General features: G+C 64.9%; 16 protein-coding genes. 4 read left to right on the forward strand and 12 right to left on the reverse strand.

The annotated features are described in order from the left end of the window. Positions 1–26 precede the first annotated feature (26 nt). The 3 genes from serC (at position 27) to NW855_RS15215 (ending at position 3,977) form a co-directional block, all read left to right on the forward strand. A complete protein-coding gene (gene serC, locus NW855_RS15205; RefSeq protein ID WP_414509062.1) occupies positions 27–1,115 on the forward strand; it encodes a 3-phosphoserine/phosphohydroxythreonine transaminase in 1,089 nt (362 codons plus the stop codon). 96 nt (positions 1,116–1,211) lie between these two features. After that, positions 1,212–3,458: a DNA translocase FtsK gene (locus tag NW855_RS15210; protein ID WP_414509063.1), complete on the forward strand. Its 2,247-nt coding sequence runs from the start codon at positions 1,212–1,214 to the stop codon at positions 3,456–3,458. Positions 3,459–3,521: 63 nt separating this feature from the next. Then, a complete protein-coding gene (locus NW855_RS15215; protein ID WP_414509064.1) occupies positions 3,522–3,977 on the forward strand; it encodes a hypothetical protein in 456 nt (151 codons plus the stop codon). A 10-nt stretch (positions 3,978–3,987) separates the two neighbouring features. Here NW855_RS15215 and xerD read toward each other — a convergent pair whose 3' ends face one another. Next, positions 3,988–4,878: a site-specific tyrosine recombinase XerD gene (gene xerD / locus NW855_RS15220; protein ID WP_414509065.1), complete on the reverse strand. Its 891-nt coding sequence runs from the start codon at positions 4,876–4,878 to the stop codon at positions 3,988–3,990. After that, positions 4,878–5,660, reverse strand: a complete 783-nt coding sequence (locus tag NW855_RS15225) for an ABC transporter ATP-binding protein (RefSeq protein ID WP_414509066.1) — start codon at positions 5,658–5,660, stop codon at positions 4,878–4,880. The genes xerD and NW855_RS15225 overlap by 1 nt, the downstream gene beginning before the upstream one ends. A gap of 60 nt (positions 5,661–5,720) precedes the next feature. Between NW855_RS15225 and NW855_RS15230 the strand changes: the two genes are divergently transcribed. Next, entirely contained in the window at positions 5,721–6,434 is a 714-nt protein-coding gene (locus NW855_RS15230; protein WP_414509067.1) for a queuosine precursor transporter, read from the forward strand. Here the strand turns inward: NW855_RS15230 and NW855_RS15235 are convergent, their stop codons facing one another. The 10 genes from NW855_RS15235 to NW855_RS15280 all read right to left on the reverse strand — a co-directional run bounded on the left by NW855_RS15235 (position 6,435) and on the right by NW855_RS15280 (position 16,596). Further along, positions 6,435–6,575, reverse strand: a complete 141-nt coding sequence (locus NW855_RS15235) for a hypothetical protein (protein ID WP_414509068.1) — start codon at positions 6,573–6,575, stop codon at positions 6,435–6,437. It lies immediately after the preceding gene. A 39-nt stretch (positions 6,576–6,614) separates the two neighbouring features. After that, positions 6,615–11,477, reverse strand: a complete 4,863-nt coding sequence (locus NW855_RS15240; RefSeq protein WP_414509069.1) for a translocation/assembly module TamB domain-containing protein — start codon at positions 11,475–11,477, stop codon at positions 6,615–6,617. Continuing rightward, positions 11,458–12,372, reverse strand: a complete 915-nt coding sequence (lipA, locus tag NW855_RS15245; protein ID WP_414509070.1) for a lipoyl synthase — start codon at positions 12,370–12,372, stop codon at positions 11,458–11,460. Before lipA ends, NW855_RS15240 begins: the two co-directional genes overlap by 20 nt. Before the next feature lie 25 nt (positions 12,373–12,397). Next, positions 12,398–12,826: a type VII toxin-antitoxin system HepT family RNase toxin gene (hepT, locus tag NW855_RS15250; RefSeq protein ID WP_414509071.1), complete on the reverse strand. Its 429-nt coding sequence runs from the start codon at positions 12,824–12,826 to the stop codon at positions 12,398–12,400. Further along, on the reverse strand, positions 12,777–13,274 hold the full coding sequence (gene mntA / locus NW855_RS15255; protein ID WP_414509072.1) for a type VII toxin-antitoxin system MntA family adenylyltransferase antitoxin: 498 nt from the start codon (positions 13,272–13,274) through the stop codon (positions 12,777–12,779). The genes hepT and mntA overlap by 50 nt, the downstream gene beginning before the upstream one ends. A 148-nt stretch (positions 13,275–13,422) precedes the next feature. After that, positions 13,423–13,770 (reverse strand): hypothetical protein, encoded by a 348-nt coding sequence (locus NW855_RS15260; RefSeq protein ID WP_414509073.1) that lies wholly within the window; start codon positions 13,768–13,770, stop codon positions 13,423–13,425. 345 nt (positions 13,771–14,115) lie between these two features. Continuing rightward, positions 14,116–14,640, reverse strand: a complete 525-nt coding sequence (locus tag NW855_RS15265) for a thioredoxin family protein (protein ID WP_414509074.1) — start codon at positions 14,638–14,640, stop codon at positions 14,116–14,118. Further along, positions 14,615–14,965, reverse strand: coding sequence for a hypothetical protein (locus NW855_RS15270; RefSeq protein WP_414509075.1), 351 nt, complete (start codon positions 14,963–14,965; stop codon positions 14,615–14,617). Before NW855_RS15270 ends, NW855_RS15265 begins: the two co-directional genes overlap by 26 nt. 16 nt (positions 14,966–14,981) lie before the next feature. Beyond that, complete coding sequence (locus tag NW855_RS15275; RefSeq protein WP_414509076.1) at positions 14,982–15,290, reverse strand: NAD(P) transhydrogenase subunit alpha; 309 nt, start codon at positions 15,288–15,290, stop codon at positions 14,982–14,984. 70 nt (positions 15,291–15,360) lie between these two features. Continuing rightward, positions 15,361–16,596 carry a DUF4097 family beta strand repeat-containing protein gene (locus NW855_RS15280; RefSeq protein WP_414509077.1) on the reverse strand — a complete coding sequence of 412 codons (1,236 nt, stop codon included), beginning with the start codon at positions 16,594–16,596 and terminating at the stop codon, positions 15,361–15,363. Between the last annotated feature and the right edge of the window lie 13 nt (positions 16,597–16,609).

Genomic DNA, 16,609 nt, shown 5'->3' on the forward strand with positions numbered 1-16,609 from the left:
GGTATCCTTTCCGCAGGAGGACGACGATGACCCAGCGCGTGTGGAACTTTTCGGCAGGACCAGGCGTGTTGCCCCTGCCTGTGTTGGAAGAGGCGCAGCGCGATTTGCTTTGCCTGCCTGGCGTGGGCGCGTCGGTGCTGGAGATTAGCCACCGCTCCAAGCACTTCGACGCGATTATCCAAGAGGCGGAGGCGAACCTGCGCCAACTGCTGAACATCCCCGAACACTACCATGTGCTGTTTCTGCAGGGCGGTGCGAGCCTGCAGTTCGCGATGGTTGCGATGAACCTGCTCGGCGACGGAAGCGCGGACTACCTCATCACAGGCTCGTGGGGCGAGAAAGCCCTGAAAGAGGCGCAACTTATCGGCAAGGCGCGCGCCATATGGAACGGCAAGCCCGAGAACTTCGTCCGCACCCCCCGCCCCGACGAATACACAATTGACCCCAACGCCCGCTACGCGCATTTCACCTCCAACGAGACGATTCAGGGCGTAGCGTTCCCGACCGAGCCGCCCGTCGGCGATGTGCCGCTGGTGTGCGATATGTCGTCCGACTTCCTGTCGCGCCCTGTGGACATCACCCGCTACGCGCTGATTTACGCAGGCGCACAGAAAAACGCGGGTCCCGCAGGCGTGACGATGGTGATTATCCGCGACGATTTGGTGCAACGCGCGCCCGAAACCCTGCCCGCGATGCTCAACTACCGCATCCAAGCCGAGAACAAGTCGCTGTATAACACCCCGCCCGTGTTCGCGATTTACATCGTGATGCTGGTCACGCGCTGGCTGCTGCACACCATCGGCGGGCTGGAGCAGATGGCGCGAATCAACCGCGAGAAGGCGAGCCTGCTGTATCAAGTGATTGACGAGAGCGGCGGCTTCTATCGCGGGCACGCGCACCCCGAACACCGCTCGGTGATGAATGTCACCTTCCGCTTGCCGAACGAGGCGCTGGAGAAGCAGTTCCTGCAGGAGGCGCAGGCGCACGGCTTGCACGAACTCAAGGGGCATCGCTCGGTCGGCGGCTGCCGCGCGTCGATTTACAACGCGATGCCGATTGAGGGCGTGCAGGCGTTGTGCGACTTTATGCGGGACTTCGCGCGGCGGAACGGGTGACGCCCACCGCGCGCGCCCCGTTGCGAAACCTGCCCCTATCGGGTACAATCGGTAGGGCTGGCGCATGATTCCGTGCGCAACAGGCTGGGTGAGAGCATGGCGTCCAAGAAACGCAATGGCAAGGCGCGCGGCGCGGGCAAGCGCAAGGTCGCCGATGCACCCAAAGAGCGACCGCAACAGTTTTACGACCGCATCGCGATTGGACTCGCGCTGCTGGGGCTGGTGGCGCTGGTGAGCCTGACCGTGCCCAACAGTGGGGTGGTGGGCGCGGCGCTGCGCGACGGGCTGAAACTGCTGTTTGGCAACGGCGCGTTCCTGCTGCCTGTGGTGCTGTGGGTCGCGGCGGGCGCGCTGGTATTCGGCTACGGCAAACTTGCGCTGCCCGAAGTGCTGACGGGCGGTCTAATCGTGTACCTTGCGCTGCTGGGCTGGCTGGCGCAGCCGAGCGCGTCGGGCGACTGGTTCGCGGCGGACGCGCTGCGGGCGTCGGGCGGCTATCTCGGCGCGGTGCTGGGCTATGTGCTGCACCTCGCGCTGGGTCAGGCGAAGGGTGTGGTGTTGGGCGCGCTGGGCGTGCTGGGTCTGCTGATGCTGTTCAACCTGCCGCTGGCGCAGGTGCTGCGCGGGGTCGGGCGCGCAGTGTGGCACGGCTGGCGTGGCGCGTCCAACGCCACCAAGACGGTTGCCTCGGTAGCCAGCAGCGCTGCCAGCAAGGTCTCCGAGCGTGCGCAGCGCAAGTCCGACGAGCGACGCCAGAGCGTATCTGAACGCGCCGTCGTCGCCCCGCGCACAACCGACACTGCGACCCGCCGCGCCGACACGCCCTCCCCCGAACGCGCCAGCACACCCGTCGCCGATACCGCCACCGCCGACACGCGCGACGCGCCCAAACCCGCCCTGCCCACCCCCAGCGCGTCGGGCAACTACACCCTGCCGCCCTTGTCGCTGCTGCGCGAGCCACCCGCGCCGCCCAAACGCAACCAAGCCGAAATCAAAGAGAAAATCGCCAAACTGGAAGAGACCCTACAGGACTTCGGCATCGACGCAAATGTCGTGGAAGTGGCGCACGGACCGACCGTCACCCGCTACGAGATTCAACTCGCGCCAGGCATCAAGGTCAATCGCGTGGTGAACTTGGCGGACAACCTCGCGATGGCGTTGGCGGCGATCGCCGTGCGCGTGGAGGCGCCCATCCCTGGCAAGAGCGCAATCGGCGTGGAGGTGCCCAACGACCACCCGCATGTGGTCGCGCTGCGCGAGGTGATGGAGAACGCCGAGTTCTGGAACGCGCCGAGCCTGCTGACCGTCGCGTTGGGCAAGGATGTCGCAGGCGCGCCCAAGTACGCCGACCTTGCCCGCATGCCACACCTGCTGATTGGCGGCGCGACCAACTCGGGCAAGAGCATGTGCCTGCTGTCGATGATTGCCTGCCTGCTGTTCCGCGCCACCCCGCGCGAGTTGCGCTTCGTGATGATTGACCCCAAGCGCGTGGAGCTAACGCTGTTCGATGGCATCCCGCACTTGATGTGCCCTGTGGTGCGCGATGTGAAGTTGGCGGCGGGCGCGCTGCGCGCCCTGCTTAAGGAGATGGACAGGCGCTACGACCTGTTCGCCGAGAAGGGCGTGCGCAACATTCAGGGCTACAACGAGCGCGCCCCCGACGACGAACGCCTGCCCTATGTGGTGGTCATCATCGACGAGTTGGCAGACCTGATGATGCAAGCCGCGTCGGAGGTGGAGACCTCTATCGCGCGGCTGGCGCAACTCGCCCGCGCAACGGGCATCCACCTCGTCATTGCCACGCAGCGCCCCTCCGTCGATGTCATCACGGGCACAATCAAGGCGAACATCGCCAGCCGAATCGCGTTCGCCGTCTCCAGCCAAGTGGACAGCCGCACGATCCTGGATATGGTCGGCGCGGAGCGGCTGCTGGGGCGCGGCGATATGCTGTTTTTGCCGATTGACGCTTCCAAGCCGACGCGCATTCAGGGCTGCTTCGTGACGGAGGGCGAAATTGAGGCGTTGGCGGACTTCTGGCGCGCGCAGGAATCGCCGACCTACCTACTGCACCCGACCGACTTCGACGCGCCCATCGGCGGCGAGTTCGAGGAGGACGACGCCGACGACGAACTGTACCCTGCGGCGGTGCGCTTGGTCGTGGCGCACGGGCAGGCGTCCACCTCGATGCTGCAGCGGCGGTTCAAAATCGGCTACGGGCGCGCTGCGCGGTTGCTGGATCTCATGGAACGGCGGGGCATCGTGGGACCGCTGGACGGCGCGAAGCCTCGCCAAGTGCTGGTCACCCGCGCCGAAGCCGAGCAGATGCTCCGACAATACGAATAGAACAGCAGCGAACTCCATCCATGCGGGTATAATCTGCGTGCGCTGGAGTGGAAGGAGGCGCGCATGCGCAACGCCGCGAGGTATTACAAGCCCTACTTGTGGGCGACCGTCGGCGGGGGGATTGTGCTAATCACCCTTGCAGTGTTCTTTGCGTGGCAAACGATGCAGGCGCTACCAGAGGCGAAGCGCGTTGGCGACGCCGCAATCGACGCACTCGTCCGCTTAAACCAACCCCAGTTTAAGCAACTGGCGTACTGCCCCAACTGCGCGGCACACCTCTGGGCGCGTTGGCTACATCTGACCCACAGTTCAGGTAGACCGCAAAACTGGCGTTTCCAACGGGCAGGGAGAATTCTCGAATTCGGCGCGACCCGTTCGGGCAAGTCGTCGTTCTCCACGCCCTTTTTCGAGATAGAGTATCAGGTGCGCTTCGGATGGCTCCACAACGCCACGATTGTGCTGGAGGTAGTTTACACTGAGGGTGGCTATCGAGTGATGGGGATACGCCTGTCCCAGTAGGACGAGTCGTTCACCCCCTCGGATGCGCCTTTTTGTAGACCTCTTTGAGGCGGTCGAGGCTGACTTGGGTGTAGATTTGGGTCGTGCTGATGTCTTCGTGTCCGAGCAGTTCCTGCACGGCGCGGAGGTCTGCCCCGCCATTGAGCAGATGCACGGCGAACGAGTGGCGCAGGGTGTGGGGCGAGATATTTTTCTCGATGCCCGCGCTGGCGGCATACTCTTTGAGTTTGTTCCAGAAGCTGATTCGGCTCAGCGGTGCGCCGCGGTCGTTCAGAAACAGCGCGTTGCAGGGGCGTTTAGGGCGGGCGAGTTTGGGGCGTGCGTCGCTGAGATACCGCTGCAGCCAGTGAACCGTGCTGGTGGGCAGGGGCAGCCACCGTTCGCGCCCGCGCTTGCCCGCCACGCGCACTAACGCCTCGCTGAGGTTCAGTTGCTCCAGCGTCAAGCCGAGCAGTTCCGAGACGCGCATGCCCGTCGTATACATCGTCTCCAACATCGTGCGGTCGCGCAGCCCGTGTGGGGTATCCAGCGGAGGCTGGAGCAGCAGGCGGCGCAGTTCGTGCGGGGTGAGCGTGCTGGGCAGGGCGCGATGCACGCGCGGGGTCGCCAGCGCGTCGGGCGGCTCGTGTTCCAAAACCCCGCGCCGATAGAGGTGCTTCAAAAACGCCCGCGCCGCGCTGAGCTTGCGGGCGATGCTGGATTCGCTCATCGACCGTCGGCGCAGGTAGTGCATAAACCCTTCCCAGAGCGTGGCGTCCCAGTCGTCGGGGTCAGTGCGCCCTGATCGCTGCAGGTAGTCGCAAAACTGGCGCAGATCGACGGCGTAGGCGTTCACCGTGTGCGCCGACGCCTGCCGCTCCCGCGCCAGATAGTCCAGAAACCCGTCGATGTAGGCGTCCATTAGCCCGCTTCGCCTTCCACCTCGCCGACCTTGAGTTGCAGCTCGCTGCGCTTTTCGATGCGCTCGATCTTGCCGTCGCGTATCCACACGATGCGGTCGGAGATGTCGAGCATCTTGAGGTCGTGCGTGGCGGAGATGATGGTCACGCCGCGCTCTTTGTTGAGTCGCTTGAGCAGCTCGATGATTTCCTTGCCTGTTTTGAGGTCGAGGTTGCCCGTTGGCTCGTCGGCGAGGATGATGGAGGGGTTATTCGCGAGCGAGCGTGCGATGGCGACGCGCTGCTGCTGTCCGCCCGACAGCTCGGTCGGCTTGTGGTGCAGGCGTCCGCCCAGCCCGACCAGCGTCAGCAGCTCCACCCCGCGCTCGCGCGCCTCGTCGGCGTTGACGCCCGCGAACACCATCGGCAGCGTCACATTCTCCAGCGCGGTCATCACGGGGATCAGGTTGAAGGTCTGGAAGATGTAGCCAATCCGATGGCACCGCAAAAACGCCAGCTCCTGCGGATCCAGCTGCGCCATGTCCACATCGTCGATAAACACCGACCCCGAAGTCGGCTTGTCCAGCCCGCCAATCATGTTGAACAGCGTGCTTTTGCCCGACCCCGAGGGTCCCATAATCGAGAGGTACTCGCCGCGATAGATGTCAAGGTTCACGCCGTCGAGCGCGCGCACGGTCAGTTTGCCCATCTGGTACTCTTTGACCACATCGCGCACGCGCACCACGAACTCTGTCGCCGCTCCGTCGCCTGCGGTCGGTTGCGTCCCAAGTTGTGCTTGCGTCATCGTGCGATACAGATTCGCCGCACTGCCGAAAGTTCCTGCTATGGGCGGTATAATTCGCGTGTGCGACCGTTGCCGAAGGTTTCGCTGGAAGGTTCGGTAGAGCGCGGCTACTCCATCTGGTTCGTGATGGTGGTCGCGCTGTTTTTGACGAGTCTGCTGGTGTCGAACATCATCGCGGCGAAGCTGATTAGCGTCGGCGGGCTGGTGCTGTCGTCAGCGATTGTGATTTTCCCCGTCAGCTACATTATCGGCGATGTGCTGACGGAGGTGTACGGCTATCGTCGGGCGCGGCTGGTGATTTGGATTGGCTTCGCGTGCAACCTGCTGGTTGTGCTGATTATCAGCGCGGCAATCGCGATGCCCCCCGCGCCGTTCTACGAGCATCAGGAGGCGTTCGCGACGGTGCTGGGCGTTGCGCCGCGCCTGATGCTCGCCTCGCTGGTGGCGTATCTGGTGGGCGAGTTCACCAACTCGTATGTGCTGGCGAAGCTCAAAATCGCCACGCGCGGGCGCTGGCTCTGGACGCGCACCGTCAGCTCCACGATGATTGCCCAGCTGCTGGACACGGCGATTTTCACCGCGGTTGCGTTTGCAGGGGTCTACCCGACGGCGGAGTTGGTCAAAGTCAGCCTGATCGAGTGGGGCGCGAAGACGCTGTATGAGGCGCTCGCAACGCCCGTCACCTACCTCGTGGTCGGCTTTCTGAAGGCGCGCGAGGGCGTCGATGTCTACGACACCGACACGAAGTTCAACCCGTTCCTCGTGTGGGAGTAGCTACTTCAGCAGGGGCGACTCCCAGTAGATGTACGAGGTGCAGGCGTCTGCGTCGGCGGTTGATTGCATGCGCGCGCGGGTCGCCCCCAACAGCGCGACAATCGCCATCAGCCAGAGTATCCAAAGTGCGTATCGGCGCATGGTTCCACTTGGTTAGAGGCGCGACTGCCCCGAAAGGTTTCATCGAAACAGCAGGCTGCCCTCGATGAACACGAATCGGTTGCCCGTGTGGTCGAAGCCGAAGCCGACGCGCAGCCGCTGCAGCAGGCGATTCCGAAACGGCAGGCGGTAGAAGAGGCGCGCTTGATATTCGTTGCCCGCCACGCCAATCCCACGCCGATAGGCGATTCCGACGCCGTCGAAGAGGTTCTTGACGAGGTAGAGGCTGGCGGGGCGCAGTCCCGTGTAGTCCAGCGTGAACTGTTCCAAGTCGAACGCGTCGGCGATGCCTGTCTCCAGCGGCGCAAGCAGTCCAGGTAGCACTTGGGCGGTGAGGATGTCGCCGAGTTGCTCGCGGAATACCCGCGCGGGGTCGTCGCCACGCGCGATTGCCGCCAGCACCTGCCCGCGTCCCAGCAGGCTCAAGATGCGCTGCTCCGACAAGCCAGGCGGGTCGGAACGCGCGGTCAATTGCAGCCGTTCGGGGTCGTCCAGCGGTCCGCGCACATCGACTTCTACGCGGTAGCGGATGGGGTCGCCCGTGAAGTCGGGCGCGACGACGCTTGTGCTGGCGCGCACATCCAGTTCGATGCGGGCGATGGTCTCGCCTGCGGCGTTAGTGAAGGGGTAGTTCAGGCGGGCGACGCTGTCGGGTTCGATGCGCAGGCGCGCGGTAGGCAGGCTGAGCGCGCCGCTGCGCAGGTTGAATTCGCCCGCGAGACTCGGCGCCTGCAGCGCGCCGCCAATCTGCAGCGCGCCTTCCATGCGGGCGTCGAGGTTCGGGTTGCGCAGGGTGAACTCGTCGGCGATGTCCACGCGCAGGTCGAAGCGCGGGTTGATGGGCAGCGGCTCGCCTGCCGTGCGTTCGGGCAGTTCGGGCGGCAGGTACAGGAAGCCCCGCTGCACGCGCAGCGCGCCCTGCACCTGCGGCTCGGTCAGCGCGCCCTGCACCTGCACCGCGCCCGAAACAACCGCCTGCGCGCTGCCCTCCAGCACGGGCAACTTCGGCTCGCGGAGGGTTAGCCCGTCGGCGCGCAGGGTGAGGTTGGCAACTGCCTGCTCGCCCGATAGGTCAACGCCGCCCTCGATGCGCAGGCTGCCGCCTTCCGACGACCGCGCCTGCGCCTGCACGATGCGCGCCTCACGCCCGTCGAACGCCACCTGCAGCCCGATGCCCTGCAGGGCAGTGCGCAAATCCTGCAGCGCGAGTGCGCCGTCGGTGATGGTGAGGCGTCCGCGCGGCTGCGGCTCGGCAAGCGTGCCTTCGATCTCCAGCAGCGCGTCGATGGCGCCCTGCGTGCGGGCGGGGTCAATCGGCGCGACGAGGCTCAGAATCGTGAGGGGCTGCTCGCGCAGGCGCGCCTGTATCCGAATCGGCTCGTCGTCGGGGATGGCGATTGGCAACCAGCGAAATGGTAGGCGTCCCGACAGGCGCGCTTGGTAGTCGCCCATGCGTATTAGCGCGTCGTCGGTCTGTATCGCGCCCTCGCGCACTTCGATTTGGCTGAACAGGATTTGGTCGACGGTGTAGCCTGCGTAGTTGAGTTGGCTTAGCGTCGCGCTGAGGGTCAGTTCAGGCGATTCGGGCGCGCCGTCAACGACGAGGCTCAGGTCGAACGCGCCGTCGACTTCGGGCAGGCTGGGATCCCACAGGCGCGCCCAGCGCAGGGGCAGTTGCGCGGCTTCGAGGTCGGCGGTGAGGCGTTCGGGCGTGTAGCGGGCTTGTGCCTCGAGGCGTGCGGTCTCGGCTTGCCAGCGCAGTTGCTGCAGCGCGGCGCGTTGGGTGCGCAGGCGGCGGACGGTCTCCACCGCGCGGGCGAGGTCGGTGTCGGCGTCGGGGGCGTCCCCGCTGGACAGCCCGACCCATTCCGCCTGCAGGCTGAGGCTCCCCAGCGATTGGGCGCGCCACGCCAGTTGCTCGGCGTTCAGGCGCAGTTGGGCAAGCGGTTCGCGCATCGCGCCCTCAAGGCTCAGGGACGCCTGCACCCTGCCCTGCAGCGTCTCGATGCGCTCGGCGACGGCGGGCGGCAGCGCATCGGGCACAGCGCGAACCACCCGCTGCAGCCACTCGATGGGCAGCGCGCTCGTCTCAGCGGTCAGGCGCACCTGCTGACGCTGCAGGTCGCACTCGTGCAGGACAAGGCGCGCCTCGCCGTCGGGGGTGCGGAGGGTGAAATCGGCGGTGAGGTTGCCCCCGCTTTGCTCCGCGTAGGGAAAGTTTTGGACTACCTCCACCCCCCTCCTTAAGGTTCCCCCCGCTTCGCGAGGGGAACCGAGAAGCGCGCCCTGAAAAGCTCCCCCCGCTTCGCGAGGGGAACCGAACCACGCGCCCGCTGAGGTTTCCCCTGCTTCGCGAGGGGAACCGAACCACGCGCCCGCTCGGTTCCCCCTGTTTACAGGGGGAACCTTAAGGAGGGGGTTCTCGACTTCTTGTTCCCCTTGCTGTAAGATTACCCCCGCAGGCGTAGCGTACCGTGTGGATGGATTAGCCTCGAACGCGGCCCACCCCTCCACATCGCCCAGCAGTGCGCCGTTGAGGGCGATTTGGTTGCCTTGCAGTTGCACGCGCACATTCGGCGTATCGGGCGTGCCTGACGCCTCGCCCTTCACGGTTGCCCGCCCCGTGAGGCGGTACTCCACAGGCAGGTAGGGCGCAAGCGCGTCCAGCGCGGCGTTCTCCAGAAGCCACTGCGCCTCGAACTGCCCGTTGCTACGCCACTGCCCGCGGGCAAGCAACGCGCCGTCGCCTACCCGCGCCTGCGCCGAGACCACATCGACCTGCACCGCGCCGTCCCGCGCCTGCACGATGACCTGCGCCGTGTTGTCGCGCGCGACGATCTGGTCGTACTGCAGGCTCTCGGCGTAGAGGCTCGCGCGGAGTTGCCACGCCTGCGGCTCGCCCTGCGCCTCGAACCTGCCCGACGCCAACCCCGTCAACGGCAGTTCGCGGCGCAGCCAGTCGGGGATGCTCGCCAAGTCGAACTCGTACAGGTCGCCCGCGAGTTGGAAGCGCGGGGGCTGGTCGGGCGTTTCAGGCAGTTGCACTGCGCCCGATGCAATCAGTTGTGCTGCGCGGCGCAGGATCTGCGCCTGCGTGATGCGCAGTTCGCGCTCCAACAGGTTCAGGTTCACGACGGCGATTTCCGCGCCGAGGTCGCCCACGCGCCCATCGAACACGACTGCCTCGGCGACCGCTTCAGGCGATTGGAGGCTGCCGCGCACCCGCGCTGTGAGGTAGCCGACGCCGTCCAGTCGCAGCGATTCGTCCGCGCCGTTGGCGTCGCCCAGCAGTTGCGCCAGCAGGTTCAGGTCAACCTCGTTGGCGTCTACGCTGAGGTCGAAGCGCGGGTTGTCGCTTGTGAGGTCGCGCACTTCGCCCGACAGGTACACCGCGCCGAGTGCGCCCTGCAGCGTCGCCAGCGGGATGGTCAGCGCGCCGTCGGCGTACTGCACCCGTGCGCGCAGCCCGCCGATGCGCTGGTTCGCGTAGCGCAGCGCGTCCATCCGCAGGTTCGCCTCTACTGTCGGCGTGTCAAGGCGTCCGTAGACCAGCAGCGACACATCTGCCTCGCCGCTGAGTTGCGCCTCGCGCAGGGCGGGCACGCGCTGCAGGGGCAGGCGATTCGCCTGCGCGTACAGGCGCAGTTCGGGCGTGTCGGGGCGCGTGTCCAGCCACAGCTTGCCCTGCACCGTGCGCCCTGCGTACTCGGCAGACAGCGCGGGCAACAGCAGTTGCCCTCCCGCGAAGGCGACAGGGCTGCGGAGGTTGCGCAAGTCGCCCTGTGGGGTGCGCACCTGTGCCAGGGCGACCGTTCCCTGCGCCTGCAGGTCGTCCAGCGCGCCTTGCACACGCAGTTGCGCATGGTAGCGTCCCTGCACCCTCGGCGGGTCGTCGCGCAGCAGCCGCCACAGCGCGGCGGCGTCCTCGCCGACGGCTTGCGCCCGCGCGTCCACCTGCACCGCGCGCCCAGACCAATCCGCAACGCCCTGCACGCGCAGGCTGCCGTCGCGCGTATTCACGACACCGCCGATGTGCGACTCGGTGAACGCCAGCGCGAACGCCGCCTCGCGCCACGGCAGCGGTCTACGGCGGTAGGTCGCCCCCTGTGCGACGCCTTGCGCGACGCCCTGCACCTGCAGCGGCTGGTCAGGCGCGTACACGAGTTGCGCCGACACCTGCCCCGTCGCCTGCGCGAGGTCGAACTCGGTGCGCGGCAGGTAGGGCTTGAAGCGCGCCCCCTGCACCTGCGCCGCGTCGATTTCAATCAGCCACCGCTTGCCGTCGGAAAGCGCGCGCGCCTGCACATCGCCCAGCGCGTCGCTGACGCCCCGCAGGGTAATCGCCTGCCCGATGCGCGGCTGGCTCAGGGTGAACTCCTGCGCCCACAGGGTTGCCCGCACGGGCGCGTCGGGCAGGAAGTCGTCGAAGTAGAGTGTCCCCCCTTGCGCACGCACGCGGAAGGTGAACGGCGTCGGCTCAGGCGGGCGCGGCTGGCGCAGTAGCGGGTCAATATTCCATATGCCTTGCCGATTACGCTGCAGCCACACTTCGGGGCGGTCTAACTCGATGGTCAACGGCGCGCCGTCGGCGGGCAGGCGCACCTCCAGATAGCGGGCGCGCAGCAGCCGCTCGCCCGACAGCGTGCGCACCTCGGGATAGGTCAGCAGGATGCGGTTCCAGCCCAGACGGACGCGCTCGACCTGCACCTCGAGCTGGGCTTGACGGCGGGCGTAGTCGCGCAGCGCGGGCGGCAGGCTCTCCTCGACCGCCAGCTTCACCTGCCACAGATACATCGCCCCCGCCAGCCCCAGCAGCGCAACGGGCAGCGCAATCAGCACCAACTGCCCCGCGCGCCAGAGCAGGCTACGCGCTCTCTGCCGCACCGACTTTCGCGAGCCTCTCTGCCATCACGCGCTGCGAGAACGCAATCGCATTGTACGAACTGCGAATGAACGGTCCCGACGCGACGAACAGAAAGCCCATCTCCTCCCCCAAAACGCGATACTCCTCAAACTGGTCGGGATGGATATACTCCTGCACGGGCAAGTGGCGTTGGGTCGGGCGCAGGTACTGCCCAATCGTGAGCGCATCAACGCCGACGCTGCGCAAATCGCGCATGGTCTGCAGCACCTCCTCGCGCGTCTCGCCCAGCCCCAGCATGATGCCCGACTTGGTGTATATCGCGGGGTTCATCTGCTTGACCATCTCCAGCACTTGTAGCGAGCGGTCATAGCGCGCCTGCGGGCGCACGATGGCGTGCAGGCGGGCGACGGTCTCGATGTTGTGGTTGAAAATCTCTGGCTCGGCGTCCACCACGCGGCGGATGCACCAACTTTTCGCCTTGAAGTCGGGGGTTAGCACTTCGACAATCGCGTTGGGGATGGTCGCGTGCAGGGCGCGGATGGTCGCGGCGAACTGCCCTGCGCCTTCGTCGGGCAGGTCGTCCCGCGCAACGGAGGTCACCACGATGTGTTTGAGTCCCATGCGCTTCGCGGCGTCCGCCAAGCGTTGCGGCTCTTGGGGGTCTGACGCCAGCGGCTTGCCCGTCTTGATGGCGCAGAAGCCGCAGTGGCGCGTGCAGATGTCGCCCAAAATCATAAAGGTCGCCGAGCCTTTCGACCAGCATTCGGGCAGGTTCGGGCAGCGTGCGCTCTCACACACCGTGTGCAGGCGCGCCTCGCGCATCATCTGCTCCACTTGCTGCACCTTCTCTGGCTTGGGCAGGCGCACCTTCAACCAGTCGGGGAACTTGCGGTTGACCAGCTCGATTTTTGCCATCGGGGGTATTATACCCGCGCGGGTCTCACACGCCGAGATTGAAATGGACGCTGAGCGCGCCCACGAACTGTTCCAAATCGCTTAGGTCGTTGCGGGCAATCGTCAGCACACGCTGATCGTCCACTTCCCAGTAGCGGTGTAGCAGCAGGTTGCGGAACCGCGCCATCGCTTTCAGTCGCTCGGCAAGCGCCGAGTCGATGACGCCCTGCGCGGCGAGTTTCTCAAAGCATTCGGCGTAGGCGGTAGGCGCGTCGCCGCCAAGTATCGCTATCGTCTGGTTGCACAGCGCGAAGGCGTCCTCAATCGCCAGCAGCAAGTGCCATTTGATCGCTGCCAGTCGCCACGGGTCGCGCAGCAGGGTCGCGTCGTCGGCGTCCTGCAGTCCCTCGCGCACGCGCTGGAGGTTATCGCGCAGCGCGCCGATTCGCGTCAGTAGCCTCTGCGTATTGCTCATACAGCTCCCGAAACGGGCGCAGCCACTCGCGCAGGTACATCCGACGGTACGGCTCGAAATCGGCGTACTCGTGCCAGGTGCGCTCTGTCCACTCCAGTCGGAACGCCTCGTCGCGGCTGAGCAGCGCCTGCCCACAGGTTGCGCTGAATCGGAACCCGCAGGGCGCGTCGTTGAGCCGATGCACATCCACGGGGTAGCCGACTGCTCGCTCCAGCGCGTCCGCCAGCTGAAAACAGTAGCGCAGGGGGTCTACCGATTGCAGGAAGGTCGGCTCGAGGTAGACAGCGATGTCGATATCGCGGAAGGGGCGCGCCTGCGCGAACGACCCCAGCAGATACGCCAGTCGGATTTCGGGGCGCTCGGCAAGAGCCGTGCGCAGCTGCGCCACGATTCCCGCGCGCGCTTCAGGCGACGCCTCGAAATAGCGCAACTCCGGTACGCTTGGCACAGATGGAGTATACCTCTCTGAACACACGCTTAGAGTCGCCCGATAATCTCAAACTCGCGCAACTCCTTTTTGCAGTTTCTTTTGCGAAGGGGAACGACTTCGACACTGCTAAAGCCTTGCTCAGCGAAAAACTCCGCAAGTATCTGTTCTACAGGCACAAGCACGCCGTAGAACGATGAGTTGCCTCGGGCGTGTAGAGGCGCGTCTTCGCGCGGCTCAGCCAGACGAGGAACGGGTTAATCTCCACCAGCGTTGCATGATAGCCCATTTGCGCGGCGAGGAGCGCAGTCGTGCCCGTGCCTCCGAACGGGTCTAACACGCGCGTTGAGGAAGGGTAGTGTTGTAAACGCTCGGCAACCAGACGCGCCGAGTAAGCGGGGGTCAAGCGCAGCCAGCGATGCCGCCCGCGTTTCAAGTTATCCAGAAAGGTGTATTCATCGCGACGAGTGAGTTTCGTCTCCACTTTTTCCAAGTTGTGGTTGGTAGGTGCTGACATTTCGCACAGGCTTTATACGAATCGCGCAGTCAGAGCCTATGAATTGCCCCCTCCTTTAGGTTCCCCCCGCTTCGCGAGGGGAACCGAGAAGCGGGACAGGTTCCCCCCGCTTCGCGAGGGGAACCGCGCGAGGCGCGCCTACTCGGTTCCCCCTGCTCGCAGGGGGAACCTTAAGGAGGGGGTCGTCAACTCCTGTTTTTTGTGAACTCTGGATCGGCGATTGGTATCACTTGTTTTTGTAAACTTTGACAAGCGATTGGTATTAGCAGAGCTTGAAGGTATTCTCGATCGTCATCCACTGTCTCTACAGTGGGCTGCGGACAGGTTGTATCCGCAGCCCGTTGCTTAGTGCTTCCACTTAATCGTGCAGCCGATAGGCGGCACATGGGAGACATGCGGGATGTCGTTCTCCAGCAAGCAGCGGATGGCATCCCGAACATACTCGTGGCGTACTTGATCTGGATGCTCCCAGTTGTCGTCGAGTCGCCCGTGATACTTCAGGTCGCGCTCCTCGTCGAACACGAAGAATTCGGGCGTGCGCGAGGCTTTGTACGCGCGTGCAACTGCCTGAGTCTCGTCGAACAGGTACGGGAACGGGTAGTTTTTCTCTTGGGCAATGCGTTTCATGTTCTCGAAGCTGTCTTCGGGGTACTGGGTCGGGTCGTTCGAGTTAATCGCCACAAACGCCACACGGTCTTTGAACTCGCTCGCCAGTTGAATCACGCGGTCTTCATACGCCTTGACATACGGACAGTGGTTGCACCAGAAAAAGAGCACCAGCACAGGCTTGTCGGCAAAGTCCTTGAGCGAGTAGGTCTTGCCGTCCACACCAGGCAGCTGGAAGTCATACGCCGATTGACCGATTTCCATAACCGTCACCTCCTTCAGGGAATGTGTTGCGCAGGGCGGCGCGCAGCGTCTGAAGCGAGGGCAGGGGCGAGAGTCGCCCGTCCTCGTGCAGGAACGCGCGGCAGGTCAGGCGATAGGGTAAGTGAGGCTGCGGCTGCACCTCGCGCCCATCGATGCGAATCGTGGGCGACCCCACAAACCGATACTGCTCCGCCTCCTGCTGCGTGTCGATGCGAATCACTTCGATGTCGGCGCGGATGCCCTCCAGCGCCAGCGCGTCGCGGAGAAGCTCCAACGCGCGCTCGTGCGACGGGCACTCTGGGTAATACAGCAGTTCGATTCGCATCGTTGCGCCTCCCGTACTATTTTACCTGACGGTCGGGCAGTTCGCGGCGGCTCGGCTTGAACATCTGCAGCATGCGGTTGGTGACCAGAAAGCCGCCCACCACATTGATGGTCGCCAGCGCGACCGCCAGCGTGCCCAGCACCGCGCTCAGCGTGGTGTGCTGCGCGCCCGCCGACAGAATCGCGCCCAGTATCGTGATGCCCGAAATCGCGTTCGAGCCCGACATCAGCGGCGTGTGTAGGGTCGGGGGCACTTTCGTAATCACTTCGAAGCCCAAGAATATCGCCAGCACGAAGACCGTCAGCGCGGCAACGAACGCTTCCATGCCGTGTAGGATACCCGAAAAAAAGCCCCCGCAGGCGCGGGGGCGATTGGTCTCACCTTGAGTTGCTGGCTCAAGCCGTCTCGTGCGCTCGCAGCGCGACGCGCACATCCCCGTGAACGGTCTCCAGCGCGAGGGTTCCCGTACCGTCGCCAGCAACGCCTGTGTAGTAGCCGCGTCCTGAATCGACCGCGCGGCACTCCAGCCCGCATTCGATGTCACCCGACACTGTGTGCATCTGCACGCGGCAGTCGTTGCCGTCGGGCACTTCCACCGAGATGTCGCCTTTCACGGTGGTCAGGCGCACTTCGCCTTGCACAGGCGTCATCAGGTCTAAGCGAATGTCGCCGCGCACGGTCTCCACCGTGAAATTACGGGCAACGCTGCGCTCGGTTTCAATGTCGCCGTTAGTGAGTTGCACACGCACGGTGTCCGCCTGCAGGTCGCGCAGAAGCGTGTCGCCGTTGACAGCGGTAATCACGACGCGCTCGCCTTGCAGGTCGTGAATGTGGATGTCGCCGTTGACGGTCTCCAAAGTTGCGCTGCCGCGGATGTGGCGCAGGGTGATGTCGCCGTGCGGGGTGCGCAGGTCAACCGAGCCGTCCAGCTTCTCGACCTCGATGTCGCCCTTATGTTCCAGATGTACGCGCAGGTTCACTTGGCGCGGGATGCGCAGGCGCAGGTTCACCTTCTGGCGCAAGTCGCCGTCCAGTTCGGGCGCGGTGATGCGCACGCCGGCGTCGGTCTGCTCGATGGTCAGGCTGTAGCGCTGCTTGGCTTCTTCCACACGCTGCTGGGAAGCTCCCCGCAGGCGGATGTCGGCTTCGACCCGTCCCCCGTCGAAACCGCCTGTGATATGGATGTCGCCTGCGGGGAGATCGATGGACAGCGATTGCCCCCCATCAATCGCGAAGTCCATCGTCTGCTGCAAGTCGGTTTCGTACTTGCCCCACCGTCCCAAGGACCAGTCGCCTTTTTCCAGTTCATCGAGCGTTCGGCGCAGTTCGTCGAGTCCGCGTTGGGTTTGTTCGCGCACGCTTTGCCCGATTTGCTGCCAGTTGACGCTGCGCACGGCTTGTCCTGTGGCGCGCATGGTCTCCTCGACGGCGCGCAGGATCTGGTCGAACAGCCCGCGCGCGGGGTTCGCGCTGCCGTTGCCGTTCGATTGGCTCGCCTCGCTTTCGGGTTGCGTCGCGGACGGCGCGACTTCGTACAGCGCGTCAATCAAATCCGCCGCCTCTTCGGGCGTCACGGTGCCTTGCTGCATCAGGTTCAAAATCCGAAGCAGCGTCTGTTGTCGTTCGGTCATCGGTTTTACCTCC

It is taken from the genome of Synechococcus sp. RC10B2 (assembly GCF_047502635.1).